Here is a 22779-nt window from a genome sequence, read left to right on the forward strand (position 1 = left end):
ACAGTGGAGCCCGCCGTTGGTGCGACACCTCAGGCTGTGTCGTAACGCCGCGCGCGCCCACGTGCCCTTCGCCGCCCCTTGGGTCGCGGTCGGATGCAGGCGTCTCGCTTGGTGGTGGGCGAAGCCAAGCGCCCCCATGCGAGGCGGAATGTCCCACGACCATGCCCAAGGGCAGGCCGAGCATCTAGAGGCGCTGGCAGACCGACTCGTATGCCGGCGCTGGATGTGTCGGCGGCCGACATCGCGGTTCGCGGGCACTACAGACGGTTCAGTTCATAGCCGACTCTCGAGGAACTCAGTCAGGTTCATCAGATACGCGTGCGGGCTCGACGACTGCAGGGACAGCTGTGGTGTCTCACCCGTCGACTCCACTCGCCAGGTGACGCAATGGTCGTTCTCGCTGGGCCGGACGACACGGAGTGACTCCCGGGCCAAGGTGAGGGCATCGGACTCCCGTCCCACGAGCAGCAGGGCTAGAACGCGATTTGCGGCGTTGACCGCACGAAACGCCATGGGGAACAGCGAGGACCGCTGGAGTACCTCAAGGGCTGCCGGCGGGTCGGTGGGCAGCAAGCAGAAGCCGAGGTTGTTGAGAGCATCGCCGTCAGTCGGGTTGAGGTCGACCAGTCCTTGGAAGATCTGTGCGGCTTCCTCTGGACGATCGCTTTTCAGGAGAGTCTGTGCGGCGTCAACGAAGACGTCTGCCGTCAACTTGGGCGGCGGCGCGGCGCGGCGGGGCTTCTTCGTCAGCCGACTCAGGGCCATCTCAGCGAGCACCTCGGAATCACAGACCCTTTCGAGCCATACTCGCCGGTCGAGGTGGACGTCGCTGTTGCCGGCCCACTCGCGGAGCAGGCTCGAGGTCGCCCAGTCCTCCAGCGACGTCTTGGTGAACCTGTCCCAGATCCACAGACCCGTCTCGTCCATGCGACGAAGCGCCGGGAGCGCAGAGAACAGCGCAGGTGGGGGCGCGGTCCAGTCAATCACTGCGTTCAAATCATCGGTGAGGATGCGGTTCAGCCATTGCTCGACGCGGGTCGTGAAACGAGTCGAGGTTGCATACACGACGCGGAGGTCAGCGGCGAGCTTCGCCGGGAGCGTTTCAGGAACTTCGACATCGACCGGCACGACCTGCTCGGTTGCCTCGTGCAGGCGGAAGACCTCGTCGAGCTTTCGGCGATGAGCTTCGATGTTGACCCATTGCAAGATCTGGCTGTCATCGTCTAGGCCGGCACGGTCCTCCTCATATGCCCGATCCAGCACGGCGAACCACTCAGCTGAACGCTGATCGAGCCGGTCTAGCTCGTCGTCGCTCACCAGTTCGGCCCACATACCGCTCTGACGGAGGAGAGGGGTCATTGCTTGCATGCCGATTTGAGCGGCCATCTGCGGGAGGATCGCTGCCCTCACTACCGACTCGACCGGCACTCGACGCCGGTCAAGCTCTGCCCAGGCCTCGTGGACGATCATGCGACTCTGATTCGCCGACGGCATTGGACCGCGGTTCATCGCGGCCCCCAGGCGCAGCAGGAGCGTCCCCGTCGACTGGTCGACCGGCCGCAGGCTCCGCTGGTCGATGTAGTCGCGCATCGCGTCGAACGGATCGGCAGATCCTGCTGCGTCCTGCGGGACGGTGCGGCCCGTCAATACAAGGCCGCCCACAGCGACGTCCCGGATTGAGCGCCCAGTTCCCCCACCAGCCTGCACAGCAGCAACGCACTCGGTGCCGCAGGTCGGATGACCTTGGTCGTCAACCAGATAGAACGGACAGTTGGGAGTGAGCAGCGGCAAGGTGCATGCATCGCTGTAGGCGACCAGCGCCTCAAGGACCAGCCTGCGCTGCGCCTCGTCCGGGTCTAGCTGTGCCATAGGTACACGACTCCTTTGCGGAGCCGGACGTTACCTTGCCCGTCAGTAAGAATCACCGATTCCTACGGATGCGGCCCGATCGTGATGACGGTGATCTGGTGGTCGTTGGGACCGTAGTGCCAAAAGATCCTCCACGCCCCTGGAGTCTGATTCTCGACGTACGAGTCCCACACATCCTGTCCAGCCTCGCCGCGTAGTGAGGTGTACTTATGGCTGTTCAGGCCAGGGTGGCGCGGATCATTCTCAAGGAACGCCAGCGCCTTGCGGACCTTGCGCAGCTTCTTCTCGAACTGCGGCTGCGAGGCGAGGTCCTGGAGGACCGACTTCGCCTCATTCGTGAAGACAAGTTTGGGCATCGTGTGTCAGTCGATCTCCACGTACTGGTCGAACGATCCCAAGTCGTGCACGTCGCCCTTGGCGCTGTCCGTCAGGCCTCGCGCCAAGCTGGCGCGTAGGTCTGCGTTCTCCCACACGATCAGTTCGCGCTTCGGGATGCTTGCCAAAGGTGTCAGCAGGATCTCTCCGTCGTCGTTCACTGCGATCGCGTAGCGATCGTCCTTGCGGACTCCAGCTTTACCAAACGCGATCCGGCTGCGCTCGTCCGCAACGACTTCGCCGAGTGTCTCGAAAGACGCGCGAGTCTCCATGAGTGACTCCCCTTCTAGGTCTACTAGCGCAAGTGTACCCACACTTGCTTTGTGGGCAATACCCACTTGTGATATTGTGGGGCATCCGGTCGCAGGAAGCCACTTGCGTCCAGCACCAGGCATAGGGGCAGGACGGCCCGCGCTTCGATCGGAGTCCGGTCGAGGTCACGACCCACTGTCGCCTCGCGGGCCATTCGTCAAGCACGCGAAAGCCCCGGCCAGAAGAAGATCCGACCGGGGCTAACGGTGTTGCTTTGTGGTGAAACAGCACTGTAGTCACACCCGTCCGCCGCTGCACCAAATCGGCGAATCGGGACTGCGGGTCCTCAGCTGGCGTGTCACCCATCCAAGCCAGATGAAACGAAACTGAGGACACCATGGACAGCACCAAGCTCCACTTTCTGAACGTCGGTCACGGCGACTGCACCATCATCGAGCACCCGTCGGGTCGGTTGACGATGATCGACATCAACAACTCGAAGAACCTCCCGGAGGACGACGAGGTCGCCCTGGCTGAGGCCAAGGGCCTCAGCCTGTCGCACTTCCGTCAGGGAAGCTGGGAGGAGTACTACAGGGGCCTCTTGGTCGACCCGCGCGACTACTGGCGCGACCGCTTCGCCGGCAGGATGCTCTTCCGCTACATCCAGACCCACCCCGACATGGATCACCTGAGCGGCCTCGCGTCGCTTTTCTGGGGCGAGAAGGTCACGCTCGGCAACTTCTGGGACTACGACCACGCGAAGAAGAACTCCAAGCTCGACTTCGACAAGAACCGCTTCAACTGGAACGACTGGCTCGCCTATCTGGAGCTCCGCGAGGGAAACCATGGTGACGGCACCACACACACCGTGATCAAGCGGCTCCGCGATGAAACAGGCAGCTTCTGGAGCGAGGACGGGCTGACCATCTTGGGGCCGACCCAGGACCTCATTGACTACTGCGACCGCATCGAGAGCTGGAACAACTCCTCCTACGTGCTCAGGCTCGACTACGGCGGCCGGCGCGTCATCTTGCCCGGCGACGCGGAGAAGCCAGCGTGGGACAGCATCGAGGCCCACCTCGGCGGTGACGACCTGGCTTGCGACATCCTCAAGGCCGCCCACCACGGCCGCGAGTCCGGGTACAGCGAGAGCGCCGTCGACGCGATGGACCCCGACTTCGTCATCTGCTCGATCGGCAAGAAGCCGTCCACCGACGCATCCGACGAGTACCGCCGGCACGGCGCCAAGGTCCTCTCCACCCGCTACCACGGGACCATCACCGTGCAGATCTGGGCAGACGGCGAGATCTGGATCAACGATCGCAACGGCGAACGGCTGCACTCCGTGCCGCCCCTCGGCCACACCGCGGCCTAGCGCCATCAAGGGAAGAGGCGACCATGTTGAGCGTCTACGAACGCAGAGCGCGGCTACTGCCCGGCCTGCTCGGGATCGCACCCGTCAGCGTCGCGATCGTCGCCCTCGGCCTCAAGGAGAATCTGGTCATCGCCGTCGTGACCGGCTTCCTGAGCGCCGCGGGCGGCGGGTACGCGCTGAGCCTGATCATCGCCCGCTTCGGGCGCAGGGTCGAGGACAGGCTATGGCCTACGTGGGGCGGAGCCATCACCACCCAAATGTTGCGCACGCGCGGCACCGCCATCAACGCGTCCCAACGCGACATCTGGCGCGAAGCGGTCACTCGCTACACCGGGATCGCCCTCCTTGCAGAGACCGAGGAACTAGCCGATGAAGCCCGCGCCGACGACACCATTCGCGCAGCGATCGGCCAGTGCCGACCACTCGGCTTCGGCGGCCCAGACGGCAAGCTGGCAGTACAGGCGGAGAACATCGCCTACGGGTTCGAGCGAAATACCTACGGTTTCAGGTGGCCCGCACGGGGTATTGCCGTGGCCTGCATCCTGCTGCTCCTCGCCTCGCTGAAGACGGACTGGCACATCTACCTGGCTTCGGTGGCGTCGGGGGTCGTCATCGACATCGGGTTCCTCCTCTACTGGTCGCTCGTCCCCAGCACGGACAAGACCAGAAAAGCCGCGGACAGATACGCGAACCAGCTCCTGAACGCCGTCGCGAGGGAGCCGCAGAAGGATTGACGCGGCATGTGAGTCGACGACGTTGCCGACCACGGCCCGACAAGGCGGAGGCCCCGCCGTTACTTCATGCAGATGGCTGCAGGAAGATGCCGTGGCCACGTCGCCTGAGCACTTGGTGACCTTCGTATCCGCTAACGCGCACCATCACTTCGCGCGAGCGTCCCCCGGTTGCGACGCGGCCTGGACTTGATGCTAACCGCCAACCGTTGTGCCGACATGCGAGGCATGGGAACGTTCGAGGCGCGCCCACACGTCACCGGCTGAGGTAGTCGGGGCCAAGTTGCCGCGTCAATCTGGGCATAGTCGGGCGGGTGCGGGACCCCTTGGGTGCGCCTCGCCCGACATCTCAGGGGAGCTCGTACGCGACCGCATCCGAGTAGTAGAGCTCGACGCCGTCGTCGATGGCGTCTGCCATCGCCTCGCCCTGCTGCTGGGTGAGGCGTGTGGTGCCGGTGTGGTCGATGAGGAATGCCTGGTTGTGGGGTGTTTGCCAGAGGTGTCGGCCGGGGCCGACGACGCGGGTGGTGAGGCCGCCGTGTGTCTTGGTGCGGTGGTGGCGTCGGCGTAGGGGGCCGGAGTTGTGGGGGCCGGTCTGGCCGGGTGGGCCGGTGTCGTCGTAGGGGACGGCGTGGTCGTAGTCGACGCCGTCGCGGGTGGCGGTGCGTGGGGTGTAGGGGAAGCAGTCGCCACCGGTCTGGGTCCAGACGTGGTCCTTGACCACTTCGGGGTGCTCGTAGGCGTCGACGCGGCGGCGCATGCGCAGGTCGAGGACGGGGGTGACGGTGACGTCGGCGTGGCCGAGGACCTCGTGGAGCTGTCGTACGTCGATGGGGCCGACGCCCTCGATGCGGGCGACGCCGGTGCGGGTGCGGAGTGCCTCGTCGGTGAGGTGGACGAACAACCGTCCGCGGCCGCGGAGCCGGGCCAGGCGCCGAGCCGACATCGCGGCGAGCTTGTCGAGGGTGTCGGCGAGGTGGTCGGGCGCCCAGGCGGGCCGCTCGCTGTCGGTGTGCTCGCCCGCGTCCGTGTCCACCGTGTCCTTCGTGGGCTTGGTGTCCTCGGTGTCCTCCGTGGGCCCGGCGTCCTCCGTCTGCTCGGTGTGCTCGAGGAGCAGCTTGAGGAGGTCGGCGGGGCGGGCGAGCCAGCCCAGGGCGATGGAGCGGAGCTCGTCGCGGTTGTGGTCGTGGCCCATGGTGATCGCGAGGATGTCGGCGATGCGGTCGATCATGGCGTCGAGCCAGGCGGCGTCGCCGGCGGTGACGCGGGCGATGAGGCAGCGGTAGCCGAACTCGTCGGAGCGGGACAGCGAGACGTAGCGCTGGTGGCGGGAGCGCTCCTGTTCGGCGCGGTGGGTCTCGGGGTCGGCCTCGATCACTTTCGCTCGTGCGATCTCGAGGACCGTGGAGGGCGCGTGCCCGGCGATGGCCTTGGCGACCGCCCGGTCGACCTTGACCACCTGCTCGCTGAGCAGTGAACGGGAGAGGACCGCGACCTTGCGGGCCACCCAGGGCTCGCAGTCACCGGCCGCGACGACCCCCCAGGTCAGGGGCAGCCGGTGGACCAGGTCCAGCCCGTCCGCGATGAGCGCCCGCGTGGTGGCGGGGTGTGTCTCGCGGGCCATGGCCAGCTCGGGGATCGCGTGCTCGCGGACCTCGGGCGTGCCGTCGCCGCCGGGCGTGACCATCGGGTCGCGGTCGTCGCGGGGGTGGCCGCTGAGGACGGCCCACTGGATCGCGAGGCGGAGCTCCTCGACCTCCGCCAGCCGGCGGGCGCGGAGGGCGGTCGTGGCCATGGTCAGCACCTGCGTCGCCGACGCCTCATCAGCCGCACGAGGCGGCTGGGGGAACGAGTAGGCGATCGGCATGCCTGATTCTATCGAACAAGTGTTCGACAGCACAAGAGGCGCAACGAGTTGGGGACTGTCATGTGCAGCGGGACGGTCACTGCCACGACGGACACCGACCGCAGCTCTCGAGGCCCGGCTCCCGTCAGCTCATCCCGAGCACGCGATCGATCATCGGGTTGCGGAAGGTGCCGGACGGGTCCACCCGCTCCGCCAGCGAGCGGAAGTCGGCGAGGCGTGGGTGGTGGGCCGGCTCGACGCGGTCGTACACCTTTCCCCAGTGGGGCCGGGCGGCGAACGGCTCGAGGGCGCCCTCGACGCGACGGACCATGGCGAGCACCGCCTCGGGGTCGCGCGACCAGGTGAAGTGGAGCGCGACGGTCTCCCGGCCCTGGGCCGGCGACAGCCAGAGATCGTCCGCGCGGATGGCGCGGATCTCGCTCACGATGAGGAGCGCAGCCATCTCCCCGCCGGTTCCGGCCGCCAGGTCGGTGACGGCACGCAGGGCGTCCGGTGCGGAGGAGGCGGGGACGAACCATTCCGACTGGATCTCCGCACCGAAGCTGGGCTGCCGGTCCGCGCGGAAGTGGGGCAGCCGATCCGACCACGGCCCGGGCGTGCCGCGCACCGTGAGGTGGTCGCCCTCCCCGAGCGTGAGCGACGCCGTGGTGGCCGGGACTGCATCGGTCGCGCCGAGCCAGCCGGCGGGACCGCTCTCGTCGGCGACGCGGGTCTTGACCAGCACCTCGGTGGGGTCCGCGTCGTTCCACCGGCCGAAGACGCTGACGCTGTAGGCCGACCCCAGGACCTCGTTGATCTGCTCGACGACCTCGCTCCACCGCAGATGGGCGTACAGGTCCTGTCGAACGTCGTACGTCGGCTCGACGTCGAGGTCGAGCGACACGACGGCACCGAGGGCGCCGAGGGCGACGACGGAGCCGTCGAAGTCCGGATCGCCGCGCGAGATCGTGCGCAGCTCGCCGTCCGGACCGATGAGCTCGAGACGGCTGACGCCCGCACCCAGGATGCGGTTGGCAGCTCCCGAGCCGTGCGTGCCAGTGGCCGTCGCGCCGGCCACCGAGATGTGGGGCAGTGAGCCCATGTTGGCCAGCGCGAGCCCGTGCGCCTGCACGTGGGCCGCGACGGCGGCGTACGGCGTGCCGCCGGCGACCCGGACCGTTGCGCGCCCCGGGTCGATCACCGGCTCGGCGGCCAGGCCCGTGAGGTCCAGCAGCGTCCCCTCGGTGTCGCACAGGGCGTTGAACGAGTGACGGGTGCCGAGCAGCCGCACGTTGCGGGACGAGCGGATGACCTCCTGGGCCTCCTCGAGCGAGCGCGCCCGGACGTGGCGCGCCGCCGTGTAGGTGTGGTTGCCGGCCCAGTTCGTCCCCGGCGAGAGGAGGCTGTCCCGGTCGGGCGAGGCGCTCGGCACGTCTTGCGGTCTGGGCATGTGGCCTCCTCAGGCGTCCAGCAGGTCGACGGTTCTCGGGTCATCCTCGCCGGCGAAGAACGCGTCCAGCACGCGCTGGAACGGGGCGTCCGGGCCGGCGGCACGGGCGAACAACGTCATCGACGAGCGGAGCTTCACGTCGTCGGGCGAGCCGAGGATCTCCAGCGCCGTGAGATCGGAGTGGGACAGGGTGGCCTCGACGCACTCGACCAGCCGGGGTCCGAGCACGGGGTGGTCCAGGTAGGCGCGGGCCTCCTCGAGCGAACCGATCGCGTAGCGCTGTGCCATGGCCGAGGAACCCAGGCCGCCCACCTGCGGGAAGACGAACCACATCCAGTGGCTCGTCTTGCGGCCGGCGCGGAGCTCGGCCAGTGCCCGGTCGTGGACCCCCTCCTGGGCGTCGACGAAGCGCTGGAGTCGGTAGGGGTCCACGTCCATCCCCGCGACGCTACGCCACGCAACCCCTCAGCTCAGGGCCGCTGCCACCTCGACGTGGGGCCGGGACTGCCAGAGCGCCCAGTCGGCACTGATCTCGCTGGCGGCGCGCACGAGCTGGGGCAGGTGCTCGTCCACGAGCGTCTCGCGCGAGGTCTCGGCGGCGTGGACCGTGACGCTCATCGCCGCGCGCACCTCCCCGTCGCCGTCGCGGACGGGGACGGCGATCGAGCGCACGCCCGGGGCGAGCTCCTCGTCGGCGAGGGCCCAGCCGCGGGCGCGGACCTGGCTGAGCTCGTCCATCAGCTCGTCGAGCGAGCGCCCGGCCTGCGGCGGCAGGCCCGACCGGCTGGGGGTCTCCAGGACCGGTGCGACCTGGCGGGCCGGGAGGGCGGCGAGGAGCACCTTGCCCTTGGAGGTCTGGGCAGCCGGGAAGAGCGTGCCGATCTCGACGCGGAGCGCGATGATCTTCGGCACCGACACCCGCGCCGTGTAGACGATGTCGGACCCGTCGAGCTGGGCCAGCGACACCGACTCGTTGATCCGGCCGACGAGGTCCTCCATGTGGGGGCGCGCGACGTCCCACAGCCCCAGCGAGCCGACGTAGGCCATCCCGAGGCCGATCACCCGCGGGGTCAGTGAGAACGCGCCGTCGCGCAGGCGCACGTAGCCGAGCTCCTCGAGGGTCAGCAGCAGCCGACGAGCCGTGGGGCGGGCCAGGCCTGCGGAGGTGGCCACCTCCGAGAGCGTCATGGTCGGTCGGTGCGGACCGAAGCCGGCCAGGACGTCGAGCCCGCGAGCCAGCGACTCCACGAAGTCGGGCCCGCTGCCACGACCGGCCATGGGCTACCTCCCCGAGTTCGGCTCGCCGAAGACCGTACCGCGAGCGCCGTGCGTGGTGTGCGAGCGGTAGTCGGTGTACTGGTACGGGTTGTCGAGCACCTTGTGGTCCTCGCCGGGCAGGTCCGGGTTCATGCCCTGCTGCCAGACGTCCTCGCCCATCGCGGAGCGCAGGTGGTCGACCGTGTTCGCCACGTCGGTGCGCACGGACGCGAGGTCGGCGTCGACGAGGCGGTGGTCGCGCTTCACCACGCGCCCGTCCACGACGACGGTGTGCACGTCGCCGCGCTGGGCCTGGAAGGCCACGTGGCCGTAGGGGTTCAGCAGCGGGAACGACACGGGGGAGTCGTCGTTCTTGATGAGTACGACGTCCGCCTTGGCGCCGGCGGTCAGGTGACCGAGGTCGTCGCGTCCGAGCGCACGGGCACCGCCGCGGGTGGCCCACTCGACGACCTGCTCGGCGCGCAGCGCGGAGTGGGTGACGGTGTCGCCGGCGGCGTGCGCCTCCAGGTGCTCGCGCGAGCGGTCCGCGCCGAGCGTCGTGCGCATCGCGCTGAACAGGTCGCTGCTCCACCACACCGACGTGTCCATGGACAGCGAGACATCGATGCCGTGGCGGCGGACCTGCCAGGTGGGCGGGTAGCCCTGCCCGGCGCTCTGCTCGGACTCGGTGGAGACCGACACGGATCCGCCGGTGGCGGCGATGCGGTGGTAGCTGTCGGTGGTCAGCGTCGCGGCGTGGACGTAGACGGTGTCGGGCTGCATGAAGCCGTGCTCGTGCATCAGCCGGATGCCGTCGTCGTTGGTCGCGCCCCAGACGCCGGCGTGCGTGGTGACCGGGAGGCCGAGGTCCTGGGCGAGCTCGAAGGCCGCCTTCTCGGGGAAGGCCGGGTCGCCGGTGACGTCGAAGGCGAGCTGGAAGCCGAGCATGTCGCCGTCGGTGCCCCGGTTGCGCTCGAAGAACTGGCGGACGGCCGGGTCCGCGGTCCACTCCCACGGGGCGGCCTGGATGTTGCCGTAGGCGAGGACGAACCGTCCGGGCACCGACCGCAGCGCGTCGACGGCCGCCTCGGCGTGGTCGACGGTCTGGAGGCCGTGCGACCAGTCGACGGTGGTGGTGACGCCGGCCTCGAGGGCGTCCCAGGCCGAGAGCAGGTTGCCCGCCCGGATGTCCTCGGGGCGGAACTTCGCGCCGTGCTCGAGGTAGTACCAGACGAAGTACTGGGTGAGGGTCCAGTCGGCGCCGTAGGCGCGCATGGCCGTCTGCCACATGTGGCGGTGGGTGTCGATCATCCCCGGCATCACGATGCCGCCGGACGCGTCGACGACCTCGGCGCCGTCGGGCGCGGACAGGCCGGTGCCGACCTCCGCGATGCGGTCGTCGACGACCAGCACGTCGGCGTCGGTCAGCACGGTGTGCTGGTCGTCCATGGTGAGCACGGTGCCGCCGGTGAAGAGCACCGGGCGACGGTCGGCCGTGGTGGGCATCGGTCCGCTCCTTGTCTCGGACATGTGTCCGCATGACGGTCGTCGTGATGCAGGTCACTGTGCGACTCGTCGGTCCGCCGTGTCAAGAGCGGTCTTGACAGCCACGTTCGAGCGGACGAACACTGTGGCGACGACACGCGGACACCTGTCCGCTGATGTGGAGGAACTCGTGACCGACCATCCGAAGCAGGGGCCGCTGGCCGGCCTGCTCGTCGCCGACCTCTCCCGGATCCTGGCCGGCCCCTACGCCACCATGCTGATGGGCGACCTCGGGGCCGAGGTGGTCAAGGTCGAGGGCCCGCAGGGCGACGACACCCGCACCTGGCAGCCGCCGGTGCGCGACGGCGTGTCGACGTACTTCCTCGGGGTCAACCGCAACAAGCGCTCGATCGCCCTCGACTTCAAGGACGCCGACGACCTCGAGGTCGCGCGCAAGCTGGTCGCGCGCGCCGACATCGTGCTGGAGAACTTCCGCCCGGGTGCACTGGCTCGCTTCGGCCTCGACTACGCGAGCGTGTCCGAGGCCAACCCCGGTGTCGTCTACGCCTCGATCAGCGGCTTCGGCAGCGGTGAGCAGGGAGCGAAGCTCCCCGGCTACGACCTGATCGTCCAGGCCATCAGCGGGCTGATGAGCCTCACCGGCGACCCCGAGGGCGAGCCCTTCCGCGCCGGCATCTCCGTCTTCGACGTGATGGCGGGCCTCCACGCCACCATCGGCGTCCTCGCCGCGGTCCAGGACCGCCACCGCACCGGCCGCGGGCAGCACGTCGAGGTCAACCTGCTCTCCTCGGCGCTGTCCGGGATGGTCAACCAGTCCAGTGCGTACGTCGCCGGCGGCACCGTGCCGTTCCGGATGGGCAACTCCCACCCCAGCCTGTTCCCCTACGAGCCGCTGCCGTGCTCCGACCGCGACCTCATCGTCACCGCCGGCAACAACGGCCAGTTCCGCAAGCTCGTCGAGGTCCTCGGCGTCCCCGAGCTCGCCGACGACCCGCGGTTCGCGCGCAACGAGGACCGCACCGCCAACCGCGACGAGCTCCGCCCGCTGCTCGTCGAGCGGCTCGCGTCCCGCACCGCCCAGGAGTGGTTCGAGGACATCATCGGCGCGGGCGTGCCGTGCGGCCCGATCAACACCGTCGACGGGGGAGTCGCCTTCGCCGAGCAGATCGGCCTCGACCCCGTCGTCACCGTCGGCACCGGCGACGCCGCGCTGCCCGGCGTGCGCCACCCCATCCGCTTCTCCGACGCCGAGGCGCGCTACGACCGGCCGCCGCCGGCGCTGGACGAGCACGGTGCCGAGATCCGTGCCTGGCTCGACGAGGAGATGCCATGACCACCCCCGAACGCCCGACCTCCCAGTACCCCACGTCTCTGGGCACCTCCACCGCCGACGAGATCAGGCTGCTCGGCCAGGACCTCACCGCCGACCTGATGGGCGAGGTCGGCTTCGGCGAGCTGGCCTTCTGGCTGGTCGCGATGCGTCGGCCCACCCCGTCGGAGACACGGCTCTTCGAGGCCGTGCTGGTCGCGCTCGCCGACCACGGGTTCACCCCGACGGCGATCGCGGCGCGGCTGACGTACCTCTCGGCGCCCGACTCGCTGCAGGGGGCGCTCGCCGCCGGGCTCCTCGGCGGTGGGTCGCGCTTCCTCGGCGTGACCGAGGACTGCGGCGGCTACCTCCACGACGTCGTCGTCGCCACCGACGACCTGCCCGCCGACGACGAGGGCTTCGACGCCCTCGCGCTCGACGCCGTACGACGCACCAAGGAGGCCGGCCGCTACGTGCCCGGCCTGGGGCACCCGGTGCACAAGGAGCGCGACCCGCGCACGCCCGTGCTGATGCGCATCGCCGAGGAGGAGGGACTGCTCGGTCCCCACCTGCGGCTCTTCGCGGCCATCGGCCGGGTCCACCCCGAGGTGCTGGGGCGCACCCTGCCGCTCAACGGCGCCGGCGTCTGCGGTGCGGCACTGGCCGACCTCGGCCTCCCGGTCGAGATGCTGCGCGGCTTCGCGCTGCTGGCCCGCGCCGCCGGGCTGCTCGGGCAGCTCGCCGAGGAGCGCCGGCGCCCGATCGGCATGGACGCCTACCTGAGCGTCGACCGCAACGCCGTCTACGTCGACCCCGAGAGCTGAGGAGCCGCCACGCATGGCCGAGATCGTCGCCGTCATCGCCTCGACCCACCACCCGTTCTACTACCGCGCGAGCACCGCTGTCGGGGACGACCGGCCGCCGTTCGCGGACGAGTGGGTCCGGAAGATCGAGGCCTTCCGCGAGACGCTGACCCGCGCCCGCCCCGACGTCCTGGTGATGGTCGGCAGCGACCACTTCCACCAGCTCTGGCTCGACAACATGCCCCAGTTCCTCGTCGGCAAGGCTCCCTTCTACGACGCCAACTGGTACAACGAGGAGCGCGAGTTCGGCCTGCCGCGGATGACGCTGGCCGGCCAGGAGGACCTCTCCGCCCACGTGCTCCGCGGCGGCCTCGACCTCGGCTTCGACCTCGCCTTCAGCAACGAGCTGCGGATCGACCACAGCATCACCTGCCCGATCATCACGCTGCGTCCGGAGGCGGACCTGCCGATCGTGCCCATCTACACCAACATCTTTGCCCCACCGCTGCCCCAGCCCGGCCGGTTCGTGGCGCTCGGCAAGGCCATCCGCGAGCTCGTGGAGTCGTGGCCCTCCGACCAGCGCGTGGCGATCATCGGCACCGGTCACCTCTCGCTCGAGCTCGGCGGTCCCCGCCAGTTCGGCGAGCACGGCCCCGACCCCGAGTTCGACCGGCGGGCCGTGGAGTGGATCGCCAACGGCGACATCGACGGCTGCTGCCGCGAGGTGACGCTCGACAGCCTCCACCTGCCCGGCAACGCCACGCACGGGTTCATGGACTTCATGCTGATGATGGGGGTCGCGGGGGAGGGCGCGAAGGCGCACCACGTCGACTCGCTCGACCTCTTCCACACCATGGAGGCCTACTTCACCTGGTATCCCAACGGCGCGCCCCAGGTCGGAGCACAGGACGGAGCAGCACGGTGAGCAAGTACCTCATGGACAAGTTCCTCTTCACCGTCGACCGCGACCCGGCGCTCGTCGAGCGCTACCGCGGGGACCCGCGCGGCACGGTCGAGTGGTGGGAGGCCGAGGAGGCCAACCGGATCCTCAACTGCATCTCCGACGAGCGCTCCACCTGGCTGGCGTTCGAGGACGACGAGCGCGAGGCGCTGGCGACCCACGACCACGTGAGGCTCTTCGAGCTCGGCGCCCACCCGTTCCTCACGCTCACGCTGTTCATCGCGATGTTCGAGCGCGACCACGGACCGCTCGAGTACCAGCTCGCCTACGGCGAGGCGCTGAAGCACCTGTCGCTGCCCTATCCCGACATCGCGACCTGATGCGCGCCGCGGTCCTGCGCCCCCACGGTGCCGCGCCGGCGTACGCCGAGCACCCCGACCCGGTCCCGGGGGACGGCGAGGTGCTGGTCCGCGTCACGGCGGCCCCGGTCGTCCCGCTGGACCTGCTGTGCGCCAGCGGCACGTCCTACTTCGGTGCGCGCACGCTGCCCTACGTGCCGGGCGTGCAGGGGGTGGGCGAGGTGGTGTCCGGTGGCGATCTCGCGCCCGGGACGCGGGTGTTCGTGTCGACCTCGGCCGGGATGGCCGACGGCGACGGGGCGCTGGCCGAGCTGTGCGTGGTGCCCGCAGCGGGAGTTGTGCCCCTCCCGGCGGATCGGCGCGTCGACGACGTCACCCTCGCCGCTCTCGGGCTGTCCGGGGTCGCGGCGTGGCAGGCGCTCGCCTGGCGCGCGGGGCTCCGGCCGGGCGAGACCGTCGTGGTGCTGGGCGCCGGTGGCGCCGTCGGCCAGGCGGCCATCGGTGCAGCGCGTGCCCAGGGCGCCGGACGGGTCGTGGCCGTGTGCCGTGCCGGCGACTCGGCAGCGCGGGCGGCCGCGCAGGGTCCCGACGCCGTCGTGGAGATCGGTCAGGCGGCGCCGCAGGAGCTCGCCGAGGCGCTGCTCGAGGTGCTCCCGGGCCGCGCGGACGTGGTCGTCGACCCGGTGTTCGGCTGGGTCGCGGAGGCGGCGCTGCGGGTGATGGCCCCCGGCGGCCGGCTGGTCAACCTCGGCGGGTCCGTCTCCGACGGCGCGACGGTCTCGTCCGCAGCTCTGCGCGGCGGCTCGGTCTCGCTGCTCGGCTACACCAACAACGCGCTCGACCCCGGCCAGCGGGCGGAGGCGCTGACGGCCGTGGCGCAGCTCGCCGCGGACGGCCGGATCGGGGTGGCGCACGCGGCGCGGCCGCTCAGCCAGGTCGAGGAGGCGTGGCAGGAGCAGCGCGGCGGGTCCGGCGTACGCCAGGTGCTGGAGCCCGCGAGGATGGCTCCGTGACCAGCGACCCCGTGTTCGGCCAGATGCCCGACGGGCGTGACGTCCACCTGCTCACCATCGGCGCCGAGCCGGGCCCGGTCGTCGAGGTGCTCAGCCTCGGCGCGACGGTGCACCGGATGGTCGTCACCGGGGGCGACGGCGAGCGGCGCAACGTGGTGCTGGGCCAGCCCGACGTCGCCGAGCGGCTCGCCAGCAGCGACTACCTCGGGGGGACCATCGGGCGCTACGCCAACCGCATCGCGGGCGGCCGGTTCCCCCTCGACGGCCGGGAGGTCGAGGTGCGCACGCACGACCGTGGCAACAGCCTGCACGGCGGTCCCGACGGGTTCGACGCCCGCGTCTGGGACGTCGTCTCGCACACCACCGACGAGGTCGTGCTGACGCTGGTCAGCCCGGACGGCGACCAGGGCTTCCCGGGGACCGTGACGACCACGGTCCGCTACCGCGTCGACGGCGACACCGTGCGGGTCGAGATGGCGGCGACCACCGACGCCACCACGGTCGTGAACCTGACCAACCACGCCTACCTCAACCTCGACGGCGAGGGCGCCGGGACGATCGACGACCACGAGCTGGTGGTGGAGGCCGACGACTACACCCCGGTCGACGCCACCGGGATCCCGCTCGGCGACCACGCGCCGGTCGCCGGCACGCCCTTCGACCTGCGTGCCCCGACCGTGCTCGGGCCGGTGCTCCGCACCGACCACCCGCAGGTCGTCGACGCCCAGGGCATCGACCACAACTACGTCGTGCGCGGCACCGGACTGCGTCGCGCGGCCGTCCTCGGCTCGCCGGCGACGCGGACGAGCGTCGAGCTCTGGACCGACCAGCCGGGCCTGCAGGTCTACACCGGCAACTTCCTCGACGGCACGCGGCGCTCGACGACCGGCGCCCTCTACCGTCAGGGCGACGGCATCGCCCTCGAACCGCAGCTGTTCCCCGACTCACCGAACCGGCCGGAGTGGCCCTCGGCCGTGCTCGAGCCCGGCGAGACCTACTCGGCCACGCTCGAGTGGCGCTTCAACCAGGGGCGGGACGAGCCGCCTGGCGCCCGGACGGGCCGTTTCTAGACCCGTCCGGACTTCACCCAGGCGGTCCCGGGACCGACTGTGGCGCCCCCAGAGGGTTCCCCGTGCAGGGGAGTCCCATGAGCGCTGGCGGCGTCGGATGTCGATCGGACCCCGTGAGCGTGGTCACCGTCGAGCGCCATGGCCTGCGCAGCCGGTTGAGGATCTCCGGTTTGGGTCGACCCGGAGCGGGAAGGAACGGCGCGAACGTCAGGACCGCCCTGACCGAGCACCACCCGTCAGGAGACGTCCGAGATGAAGACCGGCACCCGCACCGCCTCGTGGCTCACCGCCGCCGCCCTGTCCGTGTCTCTGTCCGTGTCCATGGCTGCACCCGCAGCCCTGGCCGCCGACACGAGCAGGGAGGCGAGCGGTGTCTCCGCCCGCACCGAGAGCCACGGGATCGACGCCCGGCAGGCCGCCACGCTCAAGGAGCTGAAGGCCCGGCTGCGCAAGGCCGTGAAGGCCAAGCGGAAGAAGGCCACCGCGGTCGGCACGGCCACGACCAGGCTCCAGGCCCTCCGCGACGCCGGCACCGCCGCGATCTTCACCTACCAGGGTGCGTCCGTGGCGCTCGACGAGGCTCGCGCCAAGCACGCCGCCGCCAAGGCGGCCCTCGACCGCACCCAGGGCCTCGTCGCCAACGAGGACGCACTCTGGGCCGACCTGCGCCAGCGGATGACGACAGCCGAGGCCGGCTACCAGCCCCTGCGGGCTGCCTACGACGCCGCCGTCGCCAGGCGGACCGAGCTGCAGAACGCCGTGCAGGCCCTGCGCACCCAGCGGGAGACCGCCTTGGCGAACCAGAACGAGGCAGCAGTGGCTGCCAGCAACGTGCAGGCCGAGATCGCTCAGGCCAAGGACGCGCTCAACGCCGCCCGGGCCGACGAGCAGAGGGCACTGGCCTACGTCGAGGACTGCCGCCTCGACTTCGCCCGTCGTCAGGCCCAGTGGGACGACACCCGCAAGCGCAACGGGCACTGGGAGGGGCTGCGCAACGGGACGTGGCGCCCGGTTGCCGGCCTCGATGACGCGGAGGCCCTGCTGGAGCGGGCCGTGGCCGAGCTCCGCGCCGCGGAGAGCCGGGTGGCCGACGTCCTGAACCACCTCAACCAGCTCGACGCCCAGCTGACCGAGATCCAGACGGCCATCCAGCACTGGGCTGACGTCGCCGCTGACCTGGGTCGCCAGATCGACGGCTACGCGCAGCCGCTGGCCGACCAGGACGCCGCCGTCGCCTCTGCGAGCGCCGCCATGGACGCCTACTACGCACAGCACATCGACCCGCTCCACAAGGAGGCCGACCAGCTCCGCACGGACCTCGAGGCGGCCAAGGCGAACCTGCCGGCCCTGGTCGCGGCGGAGAAGCCACTGGCGGACGCGGTGACCCAGGCGAGCGCCGCCCTGGCGGCCGCGACCCCGGCCTACCAGTCCGCGCAGGCGGCGATCGACGCGGCGGAGCTGGTCCTGACCAAGGCACGCGACGCCCTGGGCAAGGCCGAGTCGAAGGTCAAGAAGCTCAAGAAGCAGATCCGCAAGGCGAAGTCCCGGCGCTGACCGTGACCGGGGCCGGCGCCGGCGTCGGCGTCGGTCCCGTGCTCGCGGCTCGCAGCCGTGCCTGCTGCGAGGTCATCAGCGCCGCCGCCACCACGGTGGCGCCGACCGTGACGCCGAAGGCCGCGGTCGCGCCGGACGCGTCGGCCAGCCGGCCCGCGAGGCTCGAGCCCAGTGCGTACCCCAGGCCGGTCGCGCTGGCCAGCATCGTCATCGCCGCACCGACGCGGGCAGGCGGCACCACGCGCTCGGCGAGCGAGAAGACCGCGATCATGTAGGGCGCGACGGCGAAGCCGAGCACCAGCACCGTCGCGGTCGTCCCGAGCAGGCTGTCCACGAGGAGCAGCGGGACGGAGAACGCGAGCAGCGCCCACGCCGCGACCAGGGCACGTCGTTCGTGGCCGATGCGCTCGGGGACGTACGCCGTCGCCAGCCCGGCGAGCGCGCTGCCCACGCCGAGCGTGGCGTGGACGAAGCCAGCCAGCCCCGGGCTGCCGAGATCGGTGGCGAGGACCGTGGCCCCGGTCTGCGTGGCGCCGAACAGGGAGCCGATGGTGACCTGCGCGACGGCCAGGACGACGAAGGCGGGGACGAGGAGCCGCCCGGTCGCCACGGCGCGGGTGCCGTCGTGGGCGAGGCGCGCGGACGGGTCGAGGGCGAAGAGCGACCCGAAGACGGCGAGCAGCACGGCGGCCAGCAGCAGCGCGCCCGACGGCGAGACCGCGGCGACGGAGAGACCGACCAGCGCGGGGCCGATGGCGAAGGACGCCTCGTCGGCCGCTCCCTCGTAGGAGAAGGCCGCGTCGACCAGTCGACGCTGGTGGGCGCCGGTGGAGCGGGTGAGGGGGCGCCAGCGCACGCGCGCCAGCGGGCCGACCTGGGGGAGGGCCAGTCCGGTGGCGGCGGCGGTCAGCACGACGAGCGCGTCGGTGGCGTCACTGCGCACGACCGCGACGAGCGCGACGAGGCCGGCCGCGCCGAGCAGCGACTGGGCCAGCACGACGTGCCGCTGCCCGATGCGGTCCGCGAGGCTGCCTGCGACCGGCGCGCCGACGGCGTTCGCGACCGCGAGCGCACCGGCGCTCAGGCCGCCGAGGCCGTAGCTGCCGCTGGCCGTGGCGACGAGGAGGAGGGTGCCGAGCTGGCTCATGGCGAGCGGCAGCCGGCCGATGAACGCCACGGCGACGTAGGTCGGGCCGGCCAGCTGCAGGAGTCGGCGGTAGGAGGCGAGGGGGCTCACAGGTGGGTCCTTCAGGGTGCGTCGGAACGACGCGCCGAACCCACCTCCAAGACGCGTGAAACCCTGTGCTGCTCCAGATCGTACGGGCTCGGCCCCTGCGGGCATGGATCGGCGCTGGTAGGTGTTGGGGGCAGACACACCTCCGACGAAGGGCAACCCCATGCGTGCTGTGGTCTACACCGAGAGCGGCGACTCCTCCGTGCTGGAGGTGGTCGAGCGCGAGGCGGCGGAGCCGGGACCCGGTGAGGTCCGGGTGCGGGTCGTCCGCGCCGGCGTGAACCCGACGGACTGGAAGTTCCGGGCCGGCGGCATGGGCGAGCTCGCCTTCCCCGAGATCGTGCCCGGCCAGGACGGCGCCGGCGTGATCGACGCAGTGGGGTCCGGCGTCACCGACCTCGCCGTCGGCGACCGCGTCTGGACGATCCTCGCCCAGCACACCCGGCCCGGTGGCACGGCGCAGGAGCAGGTCGTCCTGCCAGTGGCACACGTGGTCCCGCTTCCCGACGCGGCGTCGTACGACGTGGGGGCGTCGCTCGGCGTCCCGGCCGTCACCGCGCACCGCGCGCTGACCACGTCCGAGGACGGACCGGACCGGCTCTCGCCGGGCGCGATGGACGGCATGACGGTGCTCGTGGCCGGCGGCGCCGGCGCGGTCGGCAACGCCGCCGTCCAGCTGGCCCGGTGGGCGGGTGCGACCGTGATCAGCACGGTCAGCAGCGACGAGAAGGCAGCGCTGGCGCAGGCCGCCGGAGCCCAGCACACCGTGAACTACCGCGAGGCGGACACCGTCGCCGCGGTCCGCGAGATCGCCCCGGACGGGGTGGACCTCGTGGTCGAGGTGGCACCGGCACAGAACCTGCGCACCGACCTCCAGGTCATCAAGCCGCGCGGCACGATCGCGATCTACGCCAACAACGGCGGCGACGAGGTCACCCTCAGCGTCCGGGAGACCTTCTCGACCAACGCCCGCTTCCAGTGGGTGCTGCTCTACACCGTGGGCCCGGCAGCGCTGCGGGCCGCGGCGGAGGACATCACGGCCGCGCTCGTGGACGGCGCGTTCGGGGTCGGCGACGACCACGGCCTGCCGCTCCACCACTACCCGCTCGAGCAGACGGCCGACGCGCACGCCGCGGTCGAGGACGGCGCCGTCGGCAAGGTGCTCCTCGACGTGGGGTGAGGGACGCCCTCAGAACAGCTGGGGCACGAACGTCTGCTCGTGCAGCGGCGGCCTGACGTAGGGGATGTCGCGCACCTCCGGCAGCTCGACGCGCGGGGGCGCGACGTCCTCGTAGTCGAACTGCGCGAGCAGGTGGCTGATGCAGTTGAGCCGGGAGGCGAGCTTGTCGTCGGACGGCACGACGTACCAGGGCGCCTGCTTGATGTCGGTGTACTGGAAGGTGGTGTCCTTCGCCATCGAGTAGCGGACGTAGAGCTCGCGCTCGGCGAGGTCCATGTCGGAGAGCTTCCAGCGCTTGAGCGGCTCGTTGTTGCGGGCCTCGAAGCGTCGCTGCTGCTCCTCGGCGCTGACCGAGAACCAGTACTTCAGCACCACGATCCCCGAGCGCACGAGCATCCGCTCGAGCTCGGGACAGCTGCGCAGGAACTCCTGGTGCTCGTCCTCGGTGCAGAAGCCCATCACCCACTCGACGTTCGAGCGGTTGTACCAGGACCGGTCGAACAGGACCATCTCGCCGGCGGCGGGCAGGTGCTCGACGTAGCGCTGGAAGTACCACTGCGTGCGCTCGCGGTCGGTCGGCTTGGGCAGCGCCGCGATCCGCACGGTGCGAGGGCTGGTGCGCTCGGTGATCCGCTTGATCACCCCGCCCTTGCCGGCGGAGCCGCGGCCCTCGAAGAGCACGACGACACGCAGGCCCTGGCTCTGGATCCAGTACTGCAGCAGCACGAGCTGCTCCTGCAGCCGCTTCATCTCCGCCTCGTAGACCGACGTGCGCAGGCGCCCCTTCGCGGTGTAGCGCTGGTCCCTGGTCGTCTCGTCCATGCCGTCTCCCGCGGGTGCCGGCCCACCCGTCCTTGGCTCCGGGCGGACCACTGGTGAGAATGATGCTCCTATGGAGGGGCCTGCCGGCGAGGCGGGCGAGCAGAGGGAGCGTCGTTGTCCACGCAGAACGCCAACATGTCGGAGTTCGCCGACCTTGCCCGCGCCTTCGGGGCGGCCGACGGTGAAGGGGACCGGCTGACGCTGGCCGTGGAGGCGGCCGTCGAGCTGATCCCGGGGTGCCTGCACGCCGGCATCACCATCAACCGCGGTGGGGAGTGCCACACGCTGGCGTTCTCCGACGAGGTCACGCCGGTCATCAACTCGTTGCAGAACGAGCTCGGTGAGGGCCCGTGCAAGTCCGCGGACCGCGAGGAGGAGGTCGTGGTGATCACCGACCTCGCCAGGGACGAGCGCTGGTCGGGCTGGGGGGCCCGCGTGCACGGCGACTTCCGGATCGGGTCGGTCATCTCGATCCTGGTCTTCACCGGGCGGGGGGTCTACGGCACCCTGAGCCTCTACGGCGCGGGCCGCGGCGCCTTCGACGCCGACGACCTCGCGACCGCGCAGGCCCTCGCGGGGCACCTCGCGGTGGCGATGGCCGCCGGTCGCGAGATCGAGGGCATGGGCGTCGCCCTGCAGAGCCGGACGGTCATCGGGCAGGCGGAGGGCATGGTGATGGAGCGCCTCGGCGTCGACGCCGACCAGGCCCTGGCCTACCTCAAGCGCGTGTCGTCCCACACCAACACCAAGCTCGTGCAGGTCGCCCAGCAGATCGTGCTCACCCGAGAGCTGCCCGAGGGCTGACGGGGCTCAGGTGTTGGCGTTGCGGGCGTCGACCCGCCACGTGGCGTCGTCGACGGCGTAGTCGTCGGCGAGGTTGACCGCAGTGCAGACGTGGTTCGGCACGACCCGCACGCGGGTGCCGCGGGGTGCGTCGAATCCGGTGACGGTGGCGTGGTGCTCGGACAGGGCGGTGATCACGGCGTCGGGGTGGTCGAGGAACCGGCCGTGGCCGGTGGCCCACGACGACCGGTCGGCCCCGAGGACCTTGCTGCCCGCGTCCAGGACCACCCGGTCGGGGTAGTGACCGACGACGGTCGCCACGACCGTCAGGGCCACCTGCTCGGGAGCGATCGTCCCGAGCTCCCACTGCTGCGCGTCGCCGAAGACGTACACGCCGGGGCGGACCTCCGTGAGCACCTCGCCGCGGGCGTAGGCGACGGACGGCGTGGAGCCGCCGCTGACCGTCGGGCACGGGATGCCGGCCGCGACGAGGACGTCCCGGGCCGCAGCGAGCTCGCGCTGCTCGTCGGCGGCCGCGGAGGCGCGGGCGTCCGGTGAGTAGGAGTGGCCCGGGAAGGTGAACACGCCGTCGACCAGCAGGCCGACCTCCGTGGCGGCGGACGCGACGGCCACCACGTCGCCGGCCGGCACGCCGCTGCGGTGGTGGCCGCTGTCGACCTCGACGCGGACCCGCAGCCCCGCGTCGGCGAGCGGCGCGAGGCGGCGTACGGACTCGACGGAGTCGACACCGACCGCCACGGCCGCGCGCTCGAGCACCCCGCGCAGCCGGCCGGCCCGCTCGTCGTCCATCCAGAGCGGGTAGGCGATGACGAGGTCGTCGCACACCGCGGCGAACACCTCCGCCTCCGAGACGGTGGCGACGGTGAGCCCCACCGCACCGGCAGCGAGCTGGAGACGGGCGACCTCGAGCGACTTGTGGGTCTTGGCGTGCGGGCGCAGCGCGAGTCCCGCGGCACCCGCGGCCCGCTGCATCGTGTCGATGTTGCGCTCGAGGACGGCCCGGTCGATCCGGACGTGGGGTGTCGGCCTGCTCATCGCGCCATGCTCGCAGCCCCGCGCGCGGGCAGCC

Annotated in this window: 22 protein-coding genes; 11 read left to right on the forward strand and 11 right to left on the reverse strand. The window is 71.0% G+C overall.

Annotation, left to right across the window (positions count from 1 at the left end; genetic code table 11):
• Positions 1-273: 273 nt before the first annotated feature.
• From ASC64_RS07525 to ASC64_RS07535, 3 genes are all read right to left on the reverse strand, one after another.
• Positions 274-1869, reverse strand: coding sequence for a tetratricopeptide repeat protein (locus ASC64_RS07525; protein WP_056906932.1), 1596 nt, complete (start codon positions 1867-1869; stop codon positions 274-276).
• Positions 1870-1931: 62 nt separating this feature from the next.
• The gene (locus tag ASC64_RS07530; RefSeq protein WP_056906933.1) at positions 1932-2225 is read right to left on the reverse strand and encodes a type II toxin-antitoxin system RelE family toxin; all 294 of its coding nucleotides are present in this window, start codon (positions 2223-2225) and stop codon (positions 1932-1934) included.
• 6 nt (positions 2226-2231) lie between these two features.
• On the reverse strand, positions 2232-2516 hold the full coding sequence (locus ASC64_RS07535) for a hypothetical protein (protein WP_056906934.1): 285 nt from the start codon (positions 2514-2516) through the stop codon (positions 2232-2234).
• A gap of 377 nt (positions 2517-2893) precedes the next feature.
• On the opposite strand from ASC64_RS07535, the gene ASC64_RS07540 reads away from it, so the two are divergent.
• Together ASC64_RS07540 and ASC64_RS07545 are read left to right on the forward strand one after the other, a co-directional pair.
• Positions 2894-3871, forward strand: coding sequence for a ComEC/Rec2 family competence protein (locus ASC64_RS07540; protein ID WP_056906935.1), 978 nt, complete (start codon positions 2894-2896; stop codon positions 3869-3871).
• Positions 3872-3894: 23 nt separating this feature from the next.
• Positions 3895-4605: a hypothetical protein gene (locus tag ASC64_RS07545; RefSeq protein WP_056906936.1), complete on the forward strand. Its 711-nt coding sequence runs from the start codon at positions 3895-3897 to the stop codon at positions 4603-4605.
• Between the two features lie 346 nt (positions 4606-4951).
• Here the strand turns inward: ASC64_RS07545 and ASC64_RS07550 are convergent, their stop codons facing one another.
• The 5 genes from ASC64_RS07550 to ASC64_RS07570 all read right to left on the reverse strand — a co-directional run bounded on the left by ASC64_RS07550 (position 4952) and on the right by ASC64_RS07570 (position 10661).
• Positions 4952-6469 carry a hypothetical protein gene (locus tag ASC64_RS07550; RefSeq protein ID WP_056906937.1) on the reverse strand — a complete coding sequence of 506 codons (1518 nt, stop codon included), beginning with the start codon at positions 6467-6469 and terminating at the stop codon, positions 4952-4954.
• Positions 6470-6593: 124 nt separating this feature from the next.
• Positions 6594-7898: a D-arabinono-1,4-lactone oxidase gene (locus ASC64_RS07555; protein WP_082550280.1), complete on the reverse strand. Its 1305-nt coding sequence runs from the start codon at positions 7896-7898 to the stop codon at positions 6594-6596.
• 9 nt (positions 7899-7907) lie between these two features.
• On the reverse strand, positions 7908-8336 hold the full coding sequence (locus tag ASC64_RS07560) for a DUF1810 domain-containing protein (protein WP_056906939.1): 429 nt from the start codon (positions 8334-8336) through the stop codon (positions 7908-7910).
• A gap of 27 nt (positions 8337-8363) precedes the next feature.
• A complete protein-coding gene (locus ASC64_RS07565) occupies positions 8364-9176 on the reverse strand; it encodes an IclR family transcriptional regulator domain-containing protein (RefSeq protein WP_056906940.1) in 813 nt (270 codons plus the stop codon).
• A 3-nt stretch (positions 9177-9179) separates the two neighbouring features.
• Positions 9180-10661, reverse strand: coding sequence for an amidohydrolase family protein (locus ASC64_RS07570; RefSeq protein ID WP_156385082.1), 1482 nt, complete (start codon positions 10659-10661; stop codon positions 9180-9182).
• 169 nt (positions 10662-10830) lie between these two features.
• On the opposite strand from ASC64_RS07570, the gene ASC64_RS07575 reads away from it, so the two are divergent.
• The 7 genes from ASC64_RS07575 (at position 10831) to ASC64_RS22980 (ending at position 17670) form a co-directional block, all read left to right on the forward strand.
• A complete protein-coding gene (locus tag ASC64_RS07575; protein ID WP_056907215.1) occupies positions 10831-11994 on the forward strand; it encodes a CaiB/BaiF CoA transferase family protein in 1164 nt (387 codons plus the stop codon).
• Positions 11991-12794 (forward strand): citryl-CoA lyase, encoded by an 804-nt coding sequence (locus ASC64_RS07580; RefSeq protein ID WP_056906942.1) that lies wholly within the window; start codon positions 11991-11993, stop codon positions 12792-12794. Before ASC64_RS07575 ends, ASC64_RS07580 begins: the two co-directional genes overlap by 4 nt.
• Positions 12795-12807: 13 nt before the next feature.
• Entirely contained in the window at positions 12808-13698 is an 891-nt protein-coding gene (locus ASC64_RS07585; RefSeq protein ID WP_056906943.1) for an extradiol ring-cleavage dioxygenase, read from the forward strand.
• Complete coding sequence (locus ASC64_RS07590) at positions 13695-14054, forward strand: hypothetical protein (RefSeq protein WP_056906944.1); 360 nt, start codon at positions 13695-13697, stop codon at positions 14052-14054. Before ASC64_RS07585 ends, ASC64_RS07590 begins: the two co-directional genes overlap by 4 nt.
• Entirely contained in the window at positions 14054-15046 is a 993-nt protein-coding gene (locus ASC64_RS07595; protein ID WP_056906945.1) for a quinone oxidoreductase family protein, read from the forward strand. Before ASC64_RS07590 ends, ASC64_RS07595 begins: the two co-directional genes overlap by 1 nt.
• The gene (locus tag ASC64_RS07600; RefSeq protein WP_200937517.1) at positions 15043-16116 is read left to right on the forward strand and encodes an aldose epimerase family protein; all 1074 of its coding nucleotides are present in this window, start codon (positions 15043-15045) and stop codon (positions 16114-16116) included. Before ASC64_RS07595 ends, ASC64_RS07600 begins: the two co-directional genes overlap by 4 nt.
• 252 nt (positions 16117-16368) lie before the next feature.
• Complete coding sequence (locus tag ASC64_RS22980; RefSeq protein ID WP_056906946.1) at positions 16369-17670, forward strand: hypothetical protein; 1302 nt, start codon at positions 16369-16371, stop codon at positions 17668-17670.
• On the opposite strand, the gene ASC64_RS07610 is transcribed toward ASC64_RS22980, so the two are convergent.
• The gene (locus tag ASC64_RS07610; protein WP_082550281.1) at positions 17633-18907 is read right to left on the reverse strand and encodes an MFS transporter; all 1275 of its coding nucleotides are present in this window, start codon (positions 18905-18907) and stop codon (positions 17633-17635) included. The genes ASC64_RS22980 and ASC64_RS07610 overlap by 38 nt on opposite strands.
• A gap of 160 nt (positions 18908-19067) precedes the next feature.
• Here ASC64_RS07610 and ASC64_RS07615 point away from each other — a divergent pair, with 160 nt between their 5' ends.
• Entirely contained in the window at positions 19068-20084 is a 1017-nt protein-coding gene (locus ASC64_RS07615) for an NADPH:quinone reductase (protein WP_056906947.1), read from the forward strand.
• A 9-nt stretch (positions 20085-20093) separates the two neighbouring features.
• On the opposite strand, the gene ppk2 is transcribed toward ASC64_RS07615, so the two are convergent.
• Positions 20094-20906, reverse strand: coding sequence for a polyphosphate kinase 2 (gene ppk2 / locus ASC64_RS07620; RefSeq protein ID WP_056906948.1), 813 nt, complete (start codon positions 20904-20906; stop codon positions 20094-20096).
• A gap of 114 nt (positions 20907-21020) precedes the next feature.
• Here ppk2 and ASC64_RS07625 point away from each other — a divergent pair, with 114 nt between their 5' ends.
• Positions 21021-21710, forward strand: a complete 690-nt coding sequence (locus ASC64_RS07625; RefSeq protein WP_156385083.1) for a GAF and ANTAR domain-containing protein — start codon at positions 21021-21023, stop codon at positions 21708-21710.
• Positions 21711-21716: 6 nt separating this feature from the next.
• On the opposite strand, the gene ASC64_RS07630 is transcribed toward ASC64_RS07625, so the two are convergent.
• Complete coding sequence (locus tag ASC64_RS07630) at positions 21717-22745, reverse strand: alanine racemase (protein ID WP_056906950.1); 1029 nt, start codon at positions 22743-22745, stop codon at positions 21717-21719.
• Between the last annotated feature and the right edge of the window lie 34 nt (positions 22746-22779).

This window comes from Nocardioides sp. Root122 (genome assembly GCF_001425025.1).
Lineage (GTDB): Bacteria > Actinomycetota > Actinomycetes > Propionibacteriales > Nocardioidaceae > Nocardioides.